This window comes from Halanaerobium saccharolyticum subsp. saccharolyticum DSM 6643 (assembly GCF_000350165.1).
In the GTDB taxonomy this organism is placed as follows: Bacteria; Bacillota; Halanaerobiia; order Halanaerobiales; family Halanaerobiaceae; genus Halanaerobium; species Halanaerobium saccharolyticum.
Genome location: NZ_CAUI01000021.1, coordinates 242,394 through 261,641, shown reverse-complemented (window position 1 = coordinate 261,641; position 19,248 = coordinate 242,394). Strand labels below are relative to the sequence as shown.

17 protein-coding genes are annotated in these 19,248 nt (G+C 32.1%); 1 reads left to right on the top strand and 16 read right to left on the bottom strand.

Translation table 11 applies throughout. From position 1 onward, the window contains the following. Positions 1–88: 88 nt before the first annotated feature. The 16 genes from HSACCH_RS09650 to HSACCH_RS09575 all read right to left on the bottom strand — a co-directional run bounded on the left by HSACCH_RS09650 (position 89) and on the right by HSACCH_RS09575 (position 18,142). Complete coding sequence (locus HSACCH_RS09650) at positions 89–2,122, bottom strand: ATP-dependent helicase (protein WP_005489490.1); 2,034 nt, start codon at positions 2,120–2,122, stop codon at positions 89–91. A gap of 219 nt (positions 2,123–2,341) precedes the next feature. Continuing rightward, a complete protein-coding gene (locus HSACCH_RS09645; RefSeq protein ID WP_005489489.1) occupies positions 2,342–3,292 on the bottom strand; it encodes an ABC transporter substrate-binding protein in 951 nt (316 codons plus the stop codon). 104 nt (positions 3,293–3,396) lie between these two features. Then, entirely contained in the window at positions 3,397–4,116 is a 720-nt protein-coding gene (locus HSACCH_RS09640; RefSeq protein WP_005489487.1) for an ABC transporter ATP-binding protein, read from the bottom strand. Next, a complete protein-coding gene (locus HSACCH_RS09635) occupies positions 4,082–4,873 on the bottom strand; it encodes an ABC transporter permease (RefSeq protein ID WP_005489485.1) in 792 nt (263 codons plus the stop codon). The genes HSACCH_RS09640 and HSACCH_RS09635 overlap by 35 nt, the downstream gene beginning before the upstream one ends. Positions 4,874–5,136: 263 nt before the next feature. After that, the gene (locus HSACCH_RS09630; protein ID WP_005489484.1) at positions 5,137–7,698 is read right to left on the bottom strand and encodes an aconitase family protein; all 2,562 of its coding nucleotides are present in this window, start codon (positions 7,696–7,698) and stop codon (positions 5,137–5,139) included. Positions 7,699–7,745: 47 nt separating this feature from the next. Beyond that, positions 7,746–8,753, bottom strand: coding sequence for an isocitrate/isopropylmalate dehydrogenase family protein (locus tag HSACCH_RS09625; protein WP_005489483.1), 1,008 nt, complete (start codon positions 8,751–8,753; stop codon positions 7,746–7,748). Between the two features lie 148 nt (positions 8,754–8,901). Next, a complete protein-coding gene (locus tag HSACCH_RS09620; RefSeq protein ID WP_005489482.1) occupies positions 8,902–9,768 on the bottom strand; it encodes a PHP domain-containing protein in 867 nt (288 codons plus the stop codon). Positions 9,769–9,982: 214 nt separating this feature from the next. Further along, entirely contained in the window at positions 9,983–10,741 is a 759-nt protein-coding gene (locus HSACCH_RS09615; RefSeq protein WP_005489481.1) for a YdcF family protein, read from the bottom strand. A 71-nt stretch (positions 10,742–10,812) separates the two neighbouring features. Beyond that, positions 10,813–11,826, bottom strand: coding sequence for an aminoglycoside phosphotransferase family protein (locus HSACCH_RS09610; RefSeq protein ID WP_005489480.1), 1,014 nt, complete (start codon positions 11,824–11,826; stop codon positions 10,813–10,815). A gap of 18 nt (positions 11,827–11,844) precedes the next feature. Beyond that, positions 11,845–12,528, bottom strand: a complete 684-nt coding sequence (locus tag HSACCH_RS09605) for a TIGR04282 family arsenosugar biosynthesis glycosyltransferase (protein ID WP_005489475.1) — start codon at positions 12,526–12,528, stop codon at positions 11,845–11,847. A gap of 31 nt (positions 12,529–12,559) precedes the next feature. Further along, positions 12,560–13,252, bottom strand: a complete 693-nt coding sequence (locus tag HSACCH_RS09600) for a TIGR04283 family arsenosugar biosynthesis glycosyltransferase (RefSeq protein ID WP_005489471.1) — start codon at positions 13,250–13,252, stop codon at positions 12,560–12,562. A gap of 150 nt (positions 13,253–13,402) precedes the next feature. Next, on the bottom strand, positions 13,403–14,305 hold the full coding sequence (locus HSACCH_RS09595) for a sulfurtransferase (protein ID WP_040477403.1): 903 nt from the start codon (positions 14,303–14,305) through the stop codon (positions 13,403–13,405). A gap of 185 nt (positions 14,306–14,490) precedes the next feature. Next, complete coding sequence (locus tag HSACCH_RS09590; RefSeq protein ID WP_005489469.1) at positions 14,491–15,432, bottom strand: sulfurtransferase; 942 nt, start codon at positions 15,430–15,432, stop codon at positions 14,491–14,493. A 214-nt stretch (positions 15,433–15,646) separates the two neighbouring features. Then, the gene (locus HSACCH_RS09585; RefSeq protein WP_005489468.1) at positions 15,647–15,904 is read right to left on the bottom strand and encodes a sulfurtransferase TusA family protein; all 258 of its coding nucleotides are present in this window, start codon (positions 15,902–15,904) and stop codon (positions 15,647–15,649) included. Between the two features lie 59 nt (positions 15,905–15,963). Next, on the bottom strand, positions 15,964–17,238 hold the full coding sequence (locus HSACCH_RS09580; RefSeq protein ID WP_005489466.1) for a PucR family transcriptional regulator: 1,275 nt from the start codon (positions 17,236–17,238) through the stop codon (positions 15,964–15,966). After that, complete coding sequence (locus tag HSACCH_RS09575) at positions 17,228–18,142, bottom strand: nucleoside hydrolase (protein ID WP_005489465.1); 915 nt, start codon at positions 18,140–18,142, stop codon at positions 17,228–17,230. The genes HSACCH_RS09580 and HSACCH_RS09575 overlap by 11 nt, the downstream gene beginning before the upstream one ends. A 177-nt stretch (positions 18,143–18,319) precedes the next feature. On the opposite strand from HSACCH_RS09575, the gene HSACCH_RS09570 reads away from it, so the two are divergent. Then, the gene (locus tag HSACCH_RS09570; protein ID WP_005489464.1) at positions 18,320–19,240 is read left to right on the top strand and encodes a sulfurtransferase; all 921 of its coding nucleotides are present in this window, start codon (positions 18,320–18,322) and stop codon (positions 19,238–19,240) included. Positions 19,241–19,248 lie beyond the last annotated feature (8 nt).

Sequence of the window (19,248 nt, the reverse complement as noted above, 5' to 3'; positions counted from 1 at the left end):
CTCAATTTTAAATCTGTCAAGGATTATTTTTTCGGCACCGGGCACTTGGAAATTATTTCTAAGTACCCGGTACCCTAGATTGGTTACCCTAAATCACTTCTACATTTTTGCGCATTTGTATCCCAGAACCACCTTTTTTACTTTCAACACCTGTAAAATCCAATCTTGTTTCAGGAAGTTCATATAAAAATCTGGAAGGAATAATCTGCTTATATTGTCCTTGTTCATTTGAAAGTTTCTGCTTAGAAAAAGAAATGAAGAGCAATTTTTCTGCTCTTGTCATTGCCACGTAAAATAATCTTCTTTCTTCCTCAACAGCATAAGGATTTAAACCAGCTGCCTTCTCTTCTAAACTTTTCAAATGTGGAAAAACTTCTTCTTCAGCCCCAATAATAAAAACTACCGGAAATTCTAATCCTTTAGCTGAATGAGCTGTCATAACTTTTACTTTTTCTTGATTATCTTCTGTAATATCTTTATCAGCAATTAATTTATTAATTAATAAGTAATCATAAAGACCGCGGCCTGGATTGTTTTTTTGAAAATCAGCCATATCTTCCAAAAACATATTCATATATTTTTTTCTCCCCTCTGGATCATCCAGCTCAGCCAGTACATTCTGATCAAAATCAACCCGCTCATAAAGTTCTATTGCCTTTTTATGCATTGGCATTTTTTCTTCACGCAGATCAAAAATACTATCGATTACCCGCCGCTGAAATTCAATAATATTTGCAGCCTTGTTGTTACCAATCCCCTTAACAACGGTTGGGCTTTCAAAAACATCAGTAATCTTCATTTTGTTTTCACGGGCATATTTATTGATTTCACTTAATAAAATTTCGCCTACACCATGAACTTCAATTCTAAAAAGACGTTTTAAAGCTAATCTATCATTCGGATTGACTAATAATTTTAAGTAATTAACAAAATAGCGTATTTCTTGGCGATCAAAAAAACTAACTCCTCCCACAAGTTGATGTGGAATTCTAAACTTAGGTAACTGATTTTGAAGCTGCATTGACTGAAAATGACTGCGGCATAATATAGCAATATCACTCAGCTTATAATGATAAAAATCAACTAAATGATTAATCCTTTTACATATATATTTAGCTTCAACTAATGGACTTTCTGCACGAGCAACAAAAATTGGGGCTCCATCATCTGCTTCAGTCCAGGCCTCTTTAACCTTGTTTTGACTGTTATTATTAATCAGCTGATTGGAAGCTGAAATAATATTATTTGAACTTCTATAATTTCTTTCAAGTTTAATCACTTCAGCCTCAGGATAATCATGTTCAAAATCTAAAATATTACTAATGTCTGCTCCGCGAAAACCATAAATACCCTGCCAGTCATCACCTACCACAAAAATATTTTTTTGAGGCTCTGCCAGCAGAGAAATTAAATGATATTGCGAATGGTTCACGTCCTGATATTCATCTACCTGAATATATTGAAATTGATCTTGATATTTATTTAATATATCCTGATCAGATTCCAAAAGTTCAATCGTTTTTTTAATCAAATCATTGAAATCAAAGCAATTATTATTTGCTAAAACCCTTTCATACTCCTGATAGATTCTGCTTACAATTTGATAAAAATGTTCGGACCCTTGATTGTTAAGCTGAGCATATTTCTCTGTCAGCTCAGCTGGCAGAACCAATTCCATTTTTGCCTTCGAAATTATATTGAAAACTATTTTGGGATCATATTCTGTCTCCTCTAGGCCAAATTCAAAGATGATATCTTCGATTATAGCATTAGAATCAGTCGTATCATATATCAAACATCCTTCAGAACGATTTACCTTTTTTAAGTTATTTCTAAGTATTTTTAAACAAATACTGTGAAAAGTACCGAGATTCATCTCATCTATAATTTCGGAACCAACTAATTTACTAATTTTTGCCTTCATATCATCAGCTGCTCTGTTGGTAAAGGTTACTGTTAAAATATTTTTAGGGCTAACACCATTAGCAATTAAATTTGCTGTTCTATAAGTTAAAGTTCGTGTTTTTCCACTACCTGCACCTGCAAGTACTAAAACTGCTCCTTTTAAAGTCTGAGCCGCAATTTTTTGTTTTTTATTCAAATCATCTAATAAATTGCTCATTATAATCTCCTTCATTTGTCATAATTTTGTAATTAAAAGCAAAGAAAGCTGCCAGCTAATTAAATTTTCTAATCAGCAGACAGCTAACATGTATAATGCAGCGATTTATAATTATATATAATTTTTGCTGTAAATACAAGCGCTAAACTCATTTTAATATATCTAAAAACATAGATAATTCTATAGATATTATTGTTTAATCTAAAGCTTTGACTTTAATTATTCCACAATTAAACTTTTAATATCAATAGATTGAGAAAGCATTCCATTATTCAGTAAAAAGTTCTGTGTTTTCTTTAATTCATTGATATCTGACTCAGTAATTTCAGGGTTAAAATCATACCAAGCATACATTTTCTCAACATCTTTTTCAGAAATTCCAGTTTCTTCTGCAACCATTGCAAATGTTTCTTCTGGGTTTTCTTCCATAAATTTTAAACTTTCTTGATGAACTTTAAGATAACGTTCAACAACTGCTGGGTGTTTGTCTAAAAACTCCCCACTAACTGCAATTACAATAGTCGCGTCTAAAAGCCCTTCGCCACTTTCAATGATATGGGCACCATTCTCCAAAGCTTGAGGCACAGCAGGGCCAGCAACTAAAGCAGCATCTGCACTATCAGTTAAAAGAGCTGAGATACCCCTAGCAATTCCTAAGTTGACAAATTCTAGATCAGCTAAAGAAAGATCATTTTTTACTAAAGAAGCTAAAAGTAGCTGATGCAGTATTGTTCCTTTAGGACCAACAACTTTTTTGCCTTCAAGATCAGCAGTTGATTTAATTGCAGGATCTTTAGCCATAATATTAAAGGCTTTTGGAGCACGACTATAAACTCCTATCATTTTAATATCAACTCCATTAGCAGCTGCTAAAATTAAGGAAGTCCCTCCAAGCGCATTACAAAAATCTAAAGAACCTGCAGCTACTGCCTGTGTCATTTTAGAACCCTGAGTGATTTCTGGAAATTCTACCTCTATTCCATCAGGATTAAATTCTTTTTCAAATAACTGCTTCTCTTTTTCGACTATTGACGGAACATTCAAAGGCAATTTAACATATGAAATATTTAATCTTTCCAACTCTTGAGCAGCAAATGTCGATACTGAAAATGAAAACAAAAAGATAACCAGCAAAATAACACTCATAAAATTAACTATTCTTTTTTTCATTAAAAACATTCTCCTTTATTTTTTTGAATTATAGAAAATTATATCAAAATTTATTTTTATTTTTAAAAATTAAAAAAAATATATAAGCTAGATGAAATTAATATTTAAGCTTTAATCTCTGCCAAAATCTTTTCTTTTAATTCAAGCTGTTTGGCTTTTTTTATAGAAATACTAGGCTCCTGCTCTAAATTAAACTCTTTAGTAATAGAACCTGCCTCCATAACTAGAACTCTATCACCTAAAAAAATTGCTTCGTCAATATCATGAGTAACAAAAATAACAGTTTTATTATTTTTAGAAAATATATGCTGTAATTCTTGCTGCAGCTTATACCTATTAAATGCATCAAGAGATCCCAGAGGCTCATCCATTAAAATAAGATCAGAATCATAGACTAAAGCCCTTCCTAAAGCAGTTCTTTGAGCCATTCCCCCTGATATTTGATTTGGATAAGCATCTTTAAACTCATTTAACCCCAACAAATTTAGATGTTCATTAACTTTTTTAACTGATTCAGATTTTTTATCTCTTTTTTTTAAAGGGAATAAAATATTTTCTTCAACTGTCAGCCAGGGCATTAATCTTGCTTCCTGAAAAACTAGTGAACTTTTCACCTTCTTTTTTCCTATAATTTTACCTTCTGCTGCCTCTTCCAGACCGGCAATAATTCGCAATAAAGTGCTTTTTCCACAACCACTTTTACCAACTATAGTTGTGAAACTCCCTTCATTAATTTTTAAGTTAATGTCATTTAGCGCTTTAAAAGCTCGACCATCTATCTTATATTTTTTAGTTAAATTTTTGATTTGAATAATTGATCTCATCCTCTTTTCCCCCTTGATGAATTAATTTTTGAGTAAATTTGAAAAAGAAATAATCAATTAAATAACCAAAAATCCCAATTGTAATTACTCCAACTATAATAATATCAGGTCGAGACAATTGTTCAGCATCAATTATCATATATCCGATTCCAGAAGATGCAGCTATTAACTCTGCCCCAATTAATGAGCGCCAACTATATCCCAGCGCTATCTGCATTCCTACAATAATTGAAGGCAGTGCTTGGGGTAAAATAATTCTATAAAATTTCTCCCATTTGCTTAGTCCAAAAATATCTCCAACTTCTTTTAACTTTGAGTCACAATTACTGATACCGCTGAGAGTATTTAAAAAGACAGGAAAAAAAGTAGCAAGAATTATAACTGTTATTTTAGGTTTTTCTCCAATTCCTAACCATAATATTAAAATTGGAATTAAAGCAATAGGAGGAATATGGCGAATGAATTCTAAAGTGGGTTTGATATAATCTGTTAACCAATCATTTAATGCAATTAAAAGAGCTAACAAAAAAGCTGCAATAAAAGTTATTGTAAAACCTAAGAACACTCTATAGAAACTAACTAATAAATGTTTAATTAACATTCCATTTTTAAGTAAATCTAAAAAAGTTTTTAATATCTTTACTGGTGAAGGTAATATATAGGAGTTAAAAAAACCAGATTCACTACCTAAATACCAGCATATTAAAATAAATAATGGTAAAATTAAAGCTTTTATCTGTTTACTTTTTATTTTCACTTAATCTCTCCTTTATAGTTAGTGAAATTAATAATTTGTAATAAAAAAGCAAATCCCTATCTAGACAAAGATAGGGATTAAATATCATTTAATAAAAGTTACTCTAAACTCAGCTAACTGCTTTTTAATGAACAGCGCGCCTTATTGCAAGCAAACTTTCTCTCAATCCCTCAAATCAGATTTTTCAATCCTTTTCTTCAGGTTATTTAATTTTTAATTATAAATAATTGACTGTGCATCCAGAAGCTGCAAAAAAGTGGACACTATTTATAAAGATTAAAATATTCTTCTTTAGAAGGGATGTGTCCTAAAACAGCTGTACAACCTGCTACTTGGGCACTACCAAGATAAGTTCTAGAATCAGAAGGTCCAATCCGAGACTGATAGTTTCGAGTTGTAGTGGTAAATGCTGTAGCACCAGACCCAATTCTTCTTTTATTACCCATACATAATCCACAACCAGGCATAATTACAGTTACCCCGGCTCTGGTTAATCTTTCCATTGTACCATCAACAATCAACTCTTCATAAATATCACGAGAAGCTGGTCCAACAACAACATTAACATTTTGAGGTATCTTGTGCCCAGCAATTACTGCTGCTGCCTCCTGAATACTTTTTAAATCTCCACCAACACAGCTGCCGATATAAACTTCATCAATTTTTTCACCTTCAACCTCACTTAAGGCAGCTACATTATCAGGATGATGCGGTTTAGCAACTAAAGGTTCTACAATTTCTGCTAAAGGAATTTCGATTTCTGCTGCATATTCAGCATCTTCATCTGCCTCAAAAAGCACTGGCTCTTTAAGATAATTCTCAATTGCTTTAATTGTGTTTTTAACAGATGGAGATGAATTAGCATCAGGCCTTGATTTTAAATACTCTAGATTTTCTTTAATAGCCTCAATAGTAATCTCATCAGATGGAACTACACCTGCTGAAGCACTTCTCTCTGCAACAGCATTTGTCATAATGTAGCGCTCATCTGAACTTAGAAAATCTAAGCCCTCCATTTCAATAATTCTACCATTATAAATATCCTTACCCACAGTTTTATCTGCATAAACTACTAAAGCAGAAACCAGATCTCGCGCAGTAATTCCTGCTGGTGGGCGACCTGTAAATTTAACTTTAACTGATTCGTCCATAGTCAGATCTTGTTTACCATATTTCATAACTCCTGCTACAATATCTGAAGCCGCTGGAAAAGAAACTCCTCGTGGAGTTCTAGTATGTGAATCTCCACCAACAATTACATCGGTCGGCAGTACAAATCGATTACCAATAGTATGGATAATACCTTCTCCAGTCTGCAAACAAACTCCACCACGCTCGGTAACAAATTCATTTAAAAACTTATGAGTATCTCTTTCTTTACTGGAAGGGCATTCACCTGTATGACATAAAGATTGTACTACAAATTCTGCTCCAAAATCTTCTCCAGCCATTGATTGATATTCATCCATAGTCATTGGACCTGTTGTATCCTGAGAAAAAGCTCCTCTCATTTTAACCTGAGCTGTTTCACCTGGTAAAATTGTATCTTTTCCATCGAGACGATTATAGGCTACTATTTTTTGAGCTAATGTTTGAGCTGGTTTAGAATCTTCTTGGACCACGTTCTGCTCAGCTGGTGTTTTAATATCAGCAGTCTCAATTCCATTTTCTTCACAGTAATCTAAAGCCATTTTTTGAAGCTCATTACCGGCATCAAAATAGGTCATTCCGCCTGCTGCAATTTTTTTCATTTTATAAGCAATAGGTAGTTCTATTTCAAGTTGCAATTCATTATTAACAACCAATTTTTCAGCTTTTAGATCAATTTCAATATTATCTCCTTCTTTAATCTCAGCAGTATCAGCTTCTAGAGCTAATATCCCTGAGGCAACCAGTGATTCTTTAAAAATAGGCGCAAAACTTTTTGCTATTACAACTCCACCTTTTTTCTTTTCTGGCTCAGCATCTACAGATTTTCCTAAAAGCTGCTGCATTGTATAAGTAGCTGACTTACGAGATGAACCTTCTCCCAGAGCCTTGCCAGCTGTAAAAAATACACTCTTATCTTTATCGGTTTGAGCCTTTAATTTATTAAGTCGTCCCCAGAGATCATCCTCATCATCCCGACCATCCATTACAAATTGAGCATGACGAGGTTGGTCTGTTCTACTGTTAGCATTTTTAGATGGGCTTAAGTGTCCTGTTGTAATATTATCGCCAACTCTTAAAGACAAACCCTGATATTGATCCTGAAGCTCCCAGTCTGCCGCAAAATCTCGATAAGCCCAGCTCAGCATCAGCTCATCAATTTTCTTTTTGAAATGAGTATTTTCTGCAGCCAGTTTTTTAAGCTGCTCAAAATCAGCCTTAGTTACCAGTACAGTATCTTTTAAAATTTCAGTTATTTGGTCTCTAAAAATTTCTTTAGCAAATAAATCAATTAAACGTGAGGTAGCTGCTCCGCCCTTCATTTTAGCTAGTAAATCCAGCGCCTGGCTTGAACTTAAATAAGGATTTTCTACCTCTCTTATTTTAGCTTCTTTAATTAACTCTGTAAGTCCCTCAGCTTTAGCATGAGAAGCCGGAAATGTTCCTCTTTTTACTTCCTTTGCAATTAATCTTAAAATTAATTGATCTAATCTTTCTTCTTCAAATAGTTCAAAATATTCATTTTCCAAACCTTCAATTTTTAAACCTGCAAAAAGAGATTCAACTTCTTCTGCCTCAAGTGGTCTTGGGGCAAGTCCATAAGCATTTTTTCTTGCTAATGCTTTTTTCTTATAGTTATTTAAACAATCTAATAATTTTTCCATTTTAGCTTCCATTAACTAATCTCTCCTCTCTTATCTTAAATAGTTTAAGCTTATATTAATTATAGTGCAGAAATAATAGCTTCTGTAATTTCATCAGTTGTAGAAGTGCCTCCCAAATCTCCAGTTAAAACTTTTCCTTTATTTAAAACTAAAGAAACTGCCTTTTCTATTCTATCAGCTGCTTCAGTTTCTCCTAAATGTCTAAGCATTAAAATTGCAGAAAATAACAGAGCAACCGGATTTGCTTTATTTTGACCTGCAATGTCTGGAGCACTACCATGAACTGCTTCAAAAACTGCAATATCATCGCCTAAATTCATTCCAGGAGCAAGCCCCAGCCCGCCAATTAAACCAGCACCTAAATCAGAAATAATGTCTCCATATAAATTAGTTGTAACTAAAACATCGTACTCTTCTGGATATTGCACCATCTGCATACACATATTATCAACAATTTTATCATCAAATTCTATTTCCGGATTTGTCTTTTTATATTTTTCAGCAACCTTACGTGCCTCTTCTAAAAAGAGCCCATCACTGTATTTTAAAATATTTGCTTTATGTACAGCTGTAACTTTCTCTCTTCCTTCGCGAACCGCATATTCAAAAGCTCTTTCGGTTATCTTGCGTGATGCCTTTCTTGTGATGATTTTGATGCTTTCAGCTGCTTGATCACCAACATAATGTTCAATTCCTACATAAAGCCCCTCAGTATTTTCTCTAAAAACTACCATATCCAAGTTTTCATCTTTGGCAAATTCTTTGGCATGTACCTTTAATGGTCTAACATTAGCGTAAAGATCTAATTCTTTACGAATTGCAACATTAACACTTCTAAAACCACTACCTACTGGTGTTGTAATCGGTCCTTTTAAAGCTACCTTGTTTTCTCTAATTGAGTCAAAAACTTTTTCTGGAAGGGGAGTACCATATTTGTCCATTACTCCAGCTCCCGCCTCTACCTTATCCCATCTAATTTCTACACCTGCAGCTTCTATAATCTCTGCTACAGCTTCCGAAATTTCTGGTCCAATTCCATCTCCAGCAATCATTGTTACTTTATGCATTCTCTTTGCTCACTACTCCTTTTTGTGATTTAAATTATTTTAAAATATTAATATTTATTTTACTTATAAACTAAAGTATAATCTAAAAAAGCCGGAATTAATCCGGCTTATAATTTAAAGTCTCAGCCTACTATCTGACTGTTATTTATTATAGCATAGAATGGGCATAACTTTCCAGTTGATCAAATTCTTCTTGATTCATACCAGTATCACCAGGTAAAATTCCAGGCGAATTTTCACCATGATAATCAGAACCTCCAGTAATTAAAAGCTCCAGTTCTTCTGCAATTTTTTTATATTTTTTTGTTATTTTTTTATTATGCTTTGTCTGGTATACTTCAACACCTTTAAGCCCCACATCTTTTAAACGTGAGATTTCTTTTTTACCAAGAGACTTACCATGGTTAATTATATAAGGGTGAGCAATCACAGGTATACCACCAGCTTTTAAAATTACTTCTATTGCTTCTGCAGGAAGTACATTCTTTTTTTCAACATAAGCTTTACCTCCACCAGCAATAAATTCCTCAGTAAATGCATCCCCGATCTCTTCAATATATCCTTTTTCAATCATTGCTCTAGCAATATGAGGGCGTCCTAAACTAACCCCAGTTGCATATTTTTTTACATCTGCAAAATCTAGTGGATATCCCATTTCAGTTAGTTTTTCTATCATTTTATGAGTTCTTTCTACTCTAGAGTCTAAAATTGCCTCTGTCAATCCCAGCAGAGCAGCATTTTCTATATCAACAAAATAACCTAAAATATGATATTCTGCTTCACCTCTATAAGTAGATATTTCTATCCCAGAAATAACTTTTAAACCATTTTCTTCCCCAAGCTTCTTTACTTTTTCAACATTAGTTACGTTATCATGATCAGTAACAGCAATTGTCTCTAGACCTAAGTCTACACATTTTTCTATAAGTTCTTTTGGAGTTGAAGCACCATCTGAAGCAGTTGTGTGCATATGTAGATCAATTTTTTTTCTTTTATTAGATATCTTCTTAGTCATAAAATATCAAGCTCCTTAAAAGTGATTTTTACCCTGAATCTACTTAAAAAGATATTTGACTATTGACCCTCCTTGGAGCAAGCCCAAGAGGTTTGCGAGCAGACTTTCACTCTATCACTACCCAATATTTTTCAATACTCTCTCTAAGATACGTTTATAGTTTATCAGAAATAGTTTAAAATAACATTAAATTTTATATATTTTAAAAAATAATTTAGATTCTCCCTCTAATATAGTACCAAGCTAAACCTATCCATTCATGTAAAGCAGAAAGATTAGCTTTTAAAGCACCACGATTTGGTAGATAGTCAAGCCAGCTGAACTGATGATCATAAATAAATCCAGAATGTACTGCTAAAAAATCAATGTTTTGAGCCTTAAAAACTGCAGCAGAACGCAAAATATGATAAGCAGAAGTAACTAAATAAACTTTTTCTATTTCATTTTCTTCAATCCATTTTTTTAAATAAGCAGCATTTTCAAATGTTGTCTGAGCCTGACTCTCACTGATATAAAATTTTTTATCCATACCTAGAGACGATAAAAATTCTTCAGCTGCATCAGCCTCTGAAATTTTTTCTTGACCAATTGCAATTCCACCCGAATAAATCAAATTAGTTTTCAATTTCCGATGCAATTGATAACCTTTAATTAATCTCTGCATACTATGCAGGGAGGGCTTAGCTTCATTTTTTGAATAATAATTTAAACCACCACCAAGTACAACAATTGGATGTTTTTCCAAAGCATTAACTGAAATTTCCTCAGCATAATTTTCTAGTGGATGAAGCAAAACTTTTACACCAAATGCAGTAGAAAGAAAGAAAATAAGCAGCAGAGAAACTATTGCTGTAATCTTAATCAAAGCTGATTTTGATTTTTTTAATAAATAAATAGATAACACCAGTATCAAGATAACAAAAAGTCCAGGCGGCATAATAAAAGAAGCTATTACTTTTTCTACACTTAGCATAAAAACCTCCTCAAAAAAACCCGCATCAGCGGGTAACTTTAATCACTAAATATAACTATAAACTCCCTTAGTTAATTTAGGTCTGGAAAAAGCATTTCCAAAAAATCGATCTTTAAATAACTATCCATTGTTTCAAAAGTATCCTGATTTTTTATTTCACGATCATTACTCTGATATTCTACCCAGGCCATTGCTGACCAAGAAATACCGCGCATTGCCGAGAATTGATTGAAAATTTTTAAAGCAGACTTTACTTCATGATACTTGGAGTCCATTCCTCTTTCTTTTAAATAATGATGCAAAAATTCTTCCTCTTCTCCTTGATTGAAAATGAAATTTGTTTTCCAAAGGGTTGTCGTTGGCACCATAAAATGACTCAAGTCCTGTAGTGGAGTAGTTATTAAAGGTTTTTCCCAATCTACTAAATAAGCAAGATTATACTTGTCATTGATAATAAAATTATTTGAATTTACCTCAGTGTTTACTATAGCTGTTGGAAAAAGATCCATCAATTCTGCTTCTTTTTCTTTTTTCTGCTCCAGATCAGATTTCATTTTAATTAAAAACTTTTTTATCTCAGGTACAGCTATTTCTGAATTTAAATATTTATTGAGAAGTGTTTCACATTCATTCCAGATTGCAGTCAAAGGTTTTTCTTCTTTAATTAATCTTTCGGCCTTAGAACTATCTAATTTATGTATTTTAGCAAAGACTTTAGCTGCATCTTTTAAATCTTTTCGATATTCGAGATGTCGTCCCGGTAAATATTCCATCACTAATAATCCATAATTAATTTTTTCTTTTGAATTATCAAGATAAAATGGTCTTGGAGTTACTCCAGATGGAGCCAATGTCTGCAGTGCAGAAAACTCATAACCAATCTGGTCATCAAGATGCATCTGACTGCCTAAATTTACTCGCAATACATATTTTTCTTCCCCATCATTAATCAAATAATTTATATTATATTCTCCTTGAGCCAAAAACTCTAATTTGGCTCTTCTACTGATACCTGTTGCCTGCATAAAATCTCGTTCGCTGATATATGCTTTTAATTTTTTTGATAAATCATCTTTAAAAGACATAACTTTCCTCCTGTATTATTAATATGCAAATATTTTTTTAATTACAGCTTCCGTGTTTTTAGGATAACTTGAATTAATTTCTCCATTTATTAATTTAGACCTTAACTTTAATAATTCTTGAAAAGTATCTACATCAGAAGCTTCTGGTAAAAAGTGAATTTTAAGATTATGTTTGCTGGCTTCTTTGATTGTTCTATCTAAAACAGCACTATTTCCCCAGTTTTCAAAATCAAAAATAAATTTTTTAGGTTTTTTCATTCCTATTAAATAATATCCTCCATCATCTGCTGGACCAATTACTAAATCACGCTCTTTTAAACCGGCAATTGCTTCAGTAAAAATATCAATATCTAATAATGGAATATCAGAACCAGTTATAATTACAGGTAAATCACTTAACAGGTAAGCATCATTAAGAGCATTAAACATTTTTTCTCCTAAATCTTGTCCTCGTTGTGGAATACGAGTAAAGTGCTCATCTATAATTTCAGAAAATATTGTTTCTTGCTCTCTAGGAGTAAAACTAAGATATAAATCAATCTGAGAATTAATCTTTTTGAGTTTTAAAAGTTTAAAATTTATGTCTTTTAAAAAAGCCTGATGCAGCTCAGCACATTCATCTTTTTTTAAATGACTTTCAAGCCTTGTTTTGGTTTTCCCTGCTATTGGTGCCCTACTCATAATTATTACTGCAGCCTGCAAAGTAATCTCCTCCTGTCATATATTAACTTAATTAACGGGCGTCATGATACATTTTTTTGAGTTTTTCTGGACTATAACCTAATAGGTATAAAATTTTTATTTTATGCATTAAAAGAATTGTTTTTAAAACTCCAAATTTTTCCCAGCGTCTAGCTGATGTGTAAATTTTTTTATCTAAAAAAAGCATTTTTCCAAACTCGCTCATCTTTTTAGAGAATTCCCAATCTTCCATTAATTCTATATCAGGAAAGCCACCCAACTCATTAAAAATTCCTTTTCTTATAAAAATTCCCTGATCACCAAAAATCAATTTAAAGTATTTTGATCGCAGATTAGAAGACCCACTTATAAATTTTAAAAGAGGATGCTCGGACTTAATTTCCAAAGTGAAACAGCCTCCTATTTTATCTATTTGATTTTGCATTTTATTAACTAATAGAGATAACGAGCCTTTATCTAAAGTAGAATCCGCATGTAAAAACAATAAAATTGGCGCATTTGCAATCTTAGCACCTTTATTAAGCTGTTTACCACGACTTGCATTTTTAGAATTAACTATTTTTGCTCCTTTTGCAGCCGCAATTTGTTTAGTTTTATCAGTGCTATCAGCATCTGAAATAATAATTTCTACTTTTATTTTCTCTTGATTTATAAAATCAATTATATCAGCAATATTCTTTTCCTCATTTAATGTGGGAATAATAACTGAAAGTTGAAATTCCATAATTAAATTTTCCGCCTTTCAAATAAATAAAACTTGTTTCTATTATAGCATAATTTTGCTAAATCATAAAATAATCTTTTTTTTAAAGCAATAAAAAAAGAGAGGGAATCCCCCTCTCTTTAATCAAAATAATTTAATTTTAAAATCTAGTTATTTTACTGGTAAAGACTCATCATTACTCCATTCAACCCAAGAACCATCATAGTTTTCAACATCATCATAACCAAGTAACTGAGTTAAAGTAAATAATGCATGTGATGATCTTACAGCTGACTGACAGTAAGTAATGATCTCTTTATCATCAATAATTCCTCTGGCAGTATAAAGATCCTGAAGTTCCTCAGCAGTCATAAATGTATGATCTTCGTTTAGTGACTCATCCCATTCTAACCAAATAGAACTTGGAATTCTACCTTTACGTCCTGCACCAGATAATAGTTTTTCTCCATTATGTTCTGCTTCTGCTCTAGTATCCTGAATTATTATATTATCCTCTTCAATTGCTGCCAAAACATCCTCTTTATGTGCTAATAAACTTTCATCAAGAGCCTCAGCTTTATAATTACTTTCAGCTAAACTGTCTGGAAACATTTTTGTCTCATAATTCAGTGCATTCCAGCGGTCAATACCACCATCTAACATTCTTACATCTTCATGTCCATAAATCTTTGCTGACCACCATAACCAGGCTGAATACAAATCTCCATGATCATCATAAACAACAATTGTATCTCCATTTTTTATACCTTTTTCAGAAAATAATTTTTCAAAATTTTCTTTAGAAAGTCTCATGCCTCCACTAGCTTTCATTTCTGATTTTTCAATTTTAATTGCACCAGGAATATGACCAGCAGCATAACCAATTTTACCCCTGTTATCAACAACTACAACATCATCTCTGTCAATTATTTCTGCTAACTCCTCAGCACTAATCAAAGCTTCAGGATTTGCATAACCTCTATCTTCAATCTTTACATATTCGGCCCCCACCATAAAACTAAATCCAACTGCAATTAAAAAAACAAGACCAAGCACAACTAAATAATTTTTCATTTTACGCAAAATAAATCCCCCTTTTTAAAATTGTTTTATTTTTCACAATTAAATTATATCTTCAGCTGCTACGTTTTTCATTATTAAAAATTAACAATTTTTATAGAAAATTTAGTGTTTAATCAACAAAGGCGAGAGGATATCCTCTCGCCTAAATAAAATCTTAATTATTTAATTTATATTTATTATTCACCATTTTCTACTGGTAATTCTTCGGTAGCACTCCATTCAATCCAGGAACCATCATAATTTTTAACTTCTGCATCTACACCTAATAACTGGGTTAAAACAAATGTAGTATGTGAAGATCTAACTGCTGACTGACAATATGGAATAATTAATTCTTTACCTTCAATTGCTTCGCCATATACTTCCTCTAAATCTGCAGCAGACTTAAATGTTAGATCATCATTTAAGGCTTCAGTCCATTCGATCCAAACACTTTTTGGAATACATCCTTTTCTTTCTGCACCACTCTTAAGGTCAGCTCCAGTATGTTCGCCTTCAGATCTAGTATCTAAAATTAAAGCATTATCATTATCAATAGCTGCTTCAACATCTTCCATTGTAGCTAACATTGAAAAGTCAAATTCAGACTCATCAAAAGTATAGTTTGTTTCCTCATAACTACTTGGAAAAACACTTGTCTTTTTGTCTAAAGCTTTCCATCTTTCTAATCCACCATCAAGTAATCTCACTTTATCATGACCGTACATTTTTAAGATCCACCACATTCTTGATGCATCATAATCACCTTTTGCATCGTAAATAACAACTAGGTCATCTTCAGCAATACCTTTTTCGCTTAACATAGCAGCCATCTGCTCTGCATTTGCTCTCATACCTGCAAATTCAGCATTTTCATCTGATTGATCAGAACGCCAAACATTGGTAGATCCAGGAATATGTCCAGTCATATACATAGCCAGATTACGGAAATCAACTATCTTAACATCATCTCTGTCCATAATTTCTTCCAATTCAGCTGCACTAATTAAAACATCAGGATTTGCATAACCACGATCTTCGATTGGCACAAATTCTGCTGCCGCCATCAAGGAAAAACTAATAACCATAACTAAAACAAGTGATAAAACTAATAAACTTTCTCTTTTGCTTTTTAACAATATTATTCCCTCCAATAATTTAGTAGTGTTTTATTTTTCACAATACTATTATATAGTTAAATATATCACATTGTCATTGGTGGTGAAATATAAAAAAAATCTATATTTTCGTTGTCAAAAACAAAGAAAAGCTTAGAATGGTTTATTATGGTCTGTTTTGTTAAATAAATACTTTATTAACATGTTAAATAAATACCATAGATAAATCTTTAAGCTATTTAAGCACAACTTCTTCATTGACTTCTTTTTTTTGTTCTCTTTTAATATATATCTTCCACTCTAAATATGGAGTCTCTTCAATTTCTACTTTAAACCCTTTATTTCTAGCCCACTCGGGAACAATATTTAAAGCACAATTATGATCAGTCTCTAAACAAATTTGATCGCTAACTCCAAGTTTTAATAATTTTTTTTCAGCTTTAATTAATGGAATTGGACAAGGGTCGCCTATACAATCTATATTAATAATCATTTTAAAACCTCCAGTTTTGTTAATCTTTGAACAAAGTCTTTTGAAGAAAATCTTGATATTTAAATATCAAGATCATCTTCTAAAATATATTTACAAATTTTATATGCAGCCAGTAAGTTGAGTTGTACTTCTTGATCCTGAAGGTCAATTTCTAAAATTTCTTTAATTCTTTTGACACGGTAGCTCATTGTATTTGGATGAATAAACAATCTTTTAGCAGCCTGCTGTATGCTTCCACCCTCTTCTAGATAGACTCCAAGTGTATCAAGCCATTCTGTACTGTTGCCTTTGTCATATTTTATTAGCTTTGTTAAATATTCTGTGGTAAATTCTTTTAACTCTTCTTGGTTTATTTTCCAAAGCAGCCTCATTATCCCTAATTGTTTATAATAATAAATTACATTTTTTCTTTCCGTTGCCTCAAGAAAATCAAGTACATAAGAAGCCTGCTGATAGCTTTCAGCAATTTCAGTAACCTCTTTAATATATATACCTGAACCAATATTAAAATAGAATTTATCAATTTTTTCTGTAAGTTCATCTTTAATTATCTTAATATCATCTTTATTAATTTCAGTCTCTTTATCATAATTAATCAGCAGCACTATATTTTTATCATAGGAAAATAAAATATATTCCCGAGAAATTTTGTTTTGTAAAACACCGTGAAGTTTTTTCATTATCCTTTCTTTAATTTCATAAAAATAATATGCATCTTGATCAGAAATATTTTTTTCAGCTTTAACCGAAATTAAGTAAAGCTGGTAGTTTAAGTTCAAATTCCAATTAGCAAGTTGTCCTCGCTGAATAATTTCAGACTTGTCTTCAATTCTATTGTTAATAATATCTTCAATTAATTCACTGCTGCATTTTTGAGCCATCTCAGATACAAGTTTATTTTGATGAATTTTTAAGGCAAGAGATTGAGCAACAATAATCAAAATTCTAAATTCATATTCGCTCATTTCCTCATAGTTACTAATCGCTAAAACAGCAACAATTTCATCTCTTCCCAAATCCAGCTGAAGTTCCGTATATATTTCTCCCTGCCATTGATAATGATATTCAAAAATTTCTACCATACAACATTTAAAGGCAGTATCCTTACGCTTTAACTTTCTCTCTTTTATATAGTTATTAAATTGACTATCTCTTTTTATTTTCCTGTCAGCATATATTAAATCGTCCCGAAATCGATCATATATATATACATCTGCCCCTAGATTTTTAGTTAAAATAGAAGCAAAAGTTCTAAGACCAGCATCACTTAAAAGCTTATCTGTTAAATCATGTTGAATAAAAAATAAATCCTGAAGCTCGTCTTTATTCAGCATCTTTATAACTTTCCGTTTCAATTTCGATTTTATCCCAAGCTGAAAAGACCAGGTCTTTAAACCTTTTTGTATCAAGGATAGTAGAAGGTAAATTGATTACTGCTTCATCTTGGAGCATTCCCTCTGCCTTTTCTGTTTTAATCATCCCATTTTTTAAATCTTCAACACTTGAAACAAATTTTCTTTTATTATATGGAAAGATTTCGGGAGCAATCATGTAAACCACAGCTACAACATCCCACATATAAAAACCAGTTAAACCGATCATTTCTGAAGAATATTGATACCAATGGTTAATCTTGTGTTTAATATAGGCTCTTACAGCTTTATTCTTAGATCTATTAACTCGACGCCATGATTTTTCACCAAATCGGGCAGCAAGACAGAGATTACTAGACATTAAGGCAACAGGAACTTCAGCTTTTAAGACCTTTTCTGCTGCTTTTGGATCAGAGCTTAAATTGAGCTCATCAATAGTTTTATTTCCAATTTGTAAGGGCTCTGTAATCCCACCCATAATAATTATTTCCTTTAAATTTTTGAAAAAGTCATTATCTATTTCCCAGGCAGCATACAAATTAGTAAGAGGTCCTATAGCAATTAGAGTTATTTCATTTTTATTTTCTGATGCAGCTTTGACCAAATAATCAGCAGCTTCAGTCTTATAGTCACCTGCTTTGGCAGCACCTTTTAAATGCTTTATTTTATCTTTTAATTTAAAATCATTCAACATTTTCTCAGTAGTATTGAAAGTATCTTCTAAATTACTATTACCAAAAACACTGGTAACAGCCATTAAATCAATATCTTCTCGACCTAATAGAAATAAAAAGGCAAGTCCATCATCTACATCTTTTTTTTCTAAACCCATTGAATTATCACAGTCTAATATTACTTTTTTCATTTTGTCCTCCTAACAGTCAATTTTTATCTATTTACTCTTATATTAATTTCAACAAAGATTATAAAAATCCTGCCTTTGATATTTTTTCTAATTAAAATCTTGAAACGGATGAATTTTTTTTATTCAAGGTATATAATAATATATATAAGAAAAGAACCAGCTCAAGGAGGCCTGAAAATGAATAACTTCACTAATTTTTTTATAATTTTATCTATTATTTTATCTACTCTTATTCTAATAACATCTTTTGCTACTGCCGAGGAACGCAATTTTGAAAGCAGTGAGTTTTTAATTTCTGCAGAAGAATTAAATCAAATGATAGAAGAAGAAAAAGAAAATCTCAAAATACTTGATGTCCGTAACAGCACAAAGTATCTTCTAGGACATTTGCCGCGCGCTGTCAATATGTGGGATGACGATTTTACTGATCCAGACGGCTGGGTTAAAGGATTAATTGCTAAACCAGGTGCATTTGCTGCTGCTGCACAAGAAAAGGGTATTAATAAAAATTCGCAAATTATTGTTTATGATAACAACAGCAACCTCTGGGCTGCAAGATTATGGTGGGTTTTCAAAGTTTATGATCATCAAAATATAAAAATTTTAGAAGGCGGCTATGATGCCTGGAAAAATAAAGGCTATGAAACAAAAATACTCCCTCATAAAAATAAAAAGGGAAACTTTATTGTAAGTGATGTGAATAATAATTGGATAGTAAATTCTGATACTATAGCTGAAAATCTAAATAATAAAGATTTCGTTATTTTAGACACAAGATCTGAAGCTGAATTTATGGGTGAAGAAACAAATTCTGCTGCTCCTCGCAAAGGTCGAATTCCAAATGCTATTCATATTAATTGGACAGAAGTCTTAAATGATGATTATAGTTTCAAGTCTGCTGCAAAAATTGCTGAGATTTATGAGGCAAACGGTATAACTAGAGAAAAAGAAGTCGTTGCACTCATCTCTCACACGGGAGTCAGAGCAGCTCATACATTTTTTGCACTAAAACTACTCGGTTATGAAAACCTTAAATTATACGATGAAGCTTGGGTTGGCTGGAGCAATCGAAGTGATCTTCCCCTTGAAAAAAATTAAATTTAAAA

Coding starts and splice junctions, on each gene's coding strand:
- HSACCH_RS09650 (WP_005489490.1), bottom strand. CDS start 2,122: ATGAGCAATTTATTAGATGATTTGAATAAAAAACAAAAAATTGCGGCT.
- HSACCH_RS09645 (WP_005489489.1), bottom strand. CDS start 3,292: ATGAAAAAAAGAATAGTTAATTTTATGAGTGTTATTTTGCTGGTTATC.
- HSACCH_RS09640 (WP_005489487.1), bottom strand. CDS start 4,116: ATGAGATCAATTATTCAAATCAAAAATTTAACTAAAAAATATAAGATA.
- HSACCH_RS09630 (WP_005489484.1), bottom strand. CDS start 7,698: ATGGAAGCTAAAATGGAAAAATTATTAGATTGTTTAAATAACTATAAG.
- HSACCH_RS09625 (WP_005489483.1), bottom strand. CDS start 8,753: ATGCATAAAGTAACAATGATTGCTGGAGATGGAATTGGACCAGAAATT.
- HSACCH_RS09620 (WP_005489482.1), bottom strand. CDS start 9,768: ATGACTAAGAAGATATCTAATAAAAGAAAAAAAATTGATCTACATATG.
- HSACCH_RS09615 (WP_005489481.1), bottom strand. CDS start 10,741: ATGCTAAGTGTAGAAAAAGTAATAGCTTCTTTTATTATGCCGCCTGGA.
- HSACCH_RS09610 (WP_005489480.1), bottom strand. CDS start 11,826: ATGTCTTTTAAAGATGATTTATCAAAAAAATTAAAAGCATATATCAGC.
- HSACCH_RS09600 (WP_005489471.1), bottom strand. CDS start 13,252: ATGGAATTTCAACTTTCAGTTATTATTCCCACATTAAATGAGGAAAAG.
- HSACCH_RS09595 (WP_040477403.1), bottom strand. CDS start 14,305: ATGAAAAATTATTTAGTTGTGCTTGGTCTTGTTTTTTTAATTGCAGTT.
- HSACCH_RS09585 (WP_005489468.1), bottom strand. CDS start 15,904: ATGATTATTAATATAGATTGTATAGGCGACCCTTGTCCAATTCCATTA.
- HSACCH_RS09580 (WP_005489466.1), bottom strand. CDS start 17,238: ATGCTGAATAAAGACGAGCTTCAGGATTTATTTTTTATTCAACATGAT.
- HSACCH_RS09575 (WP_005489465.1), bottom strand. CDS start 18,142: ATGAAAAAAGTAATATTAGACTGTGATAATTCAATGGGTTTAGAAAAA.
- HSACCH_RS09570 (WP_005489464.1), top strand. CDS start 18,320: ATGAATAACTTCACTAATTTTTTTATAATTTTATCTATTATTTTATCT.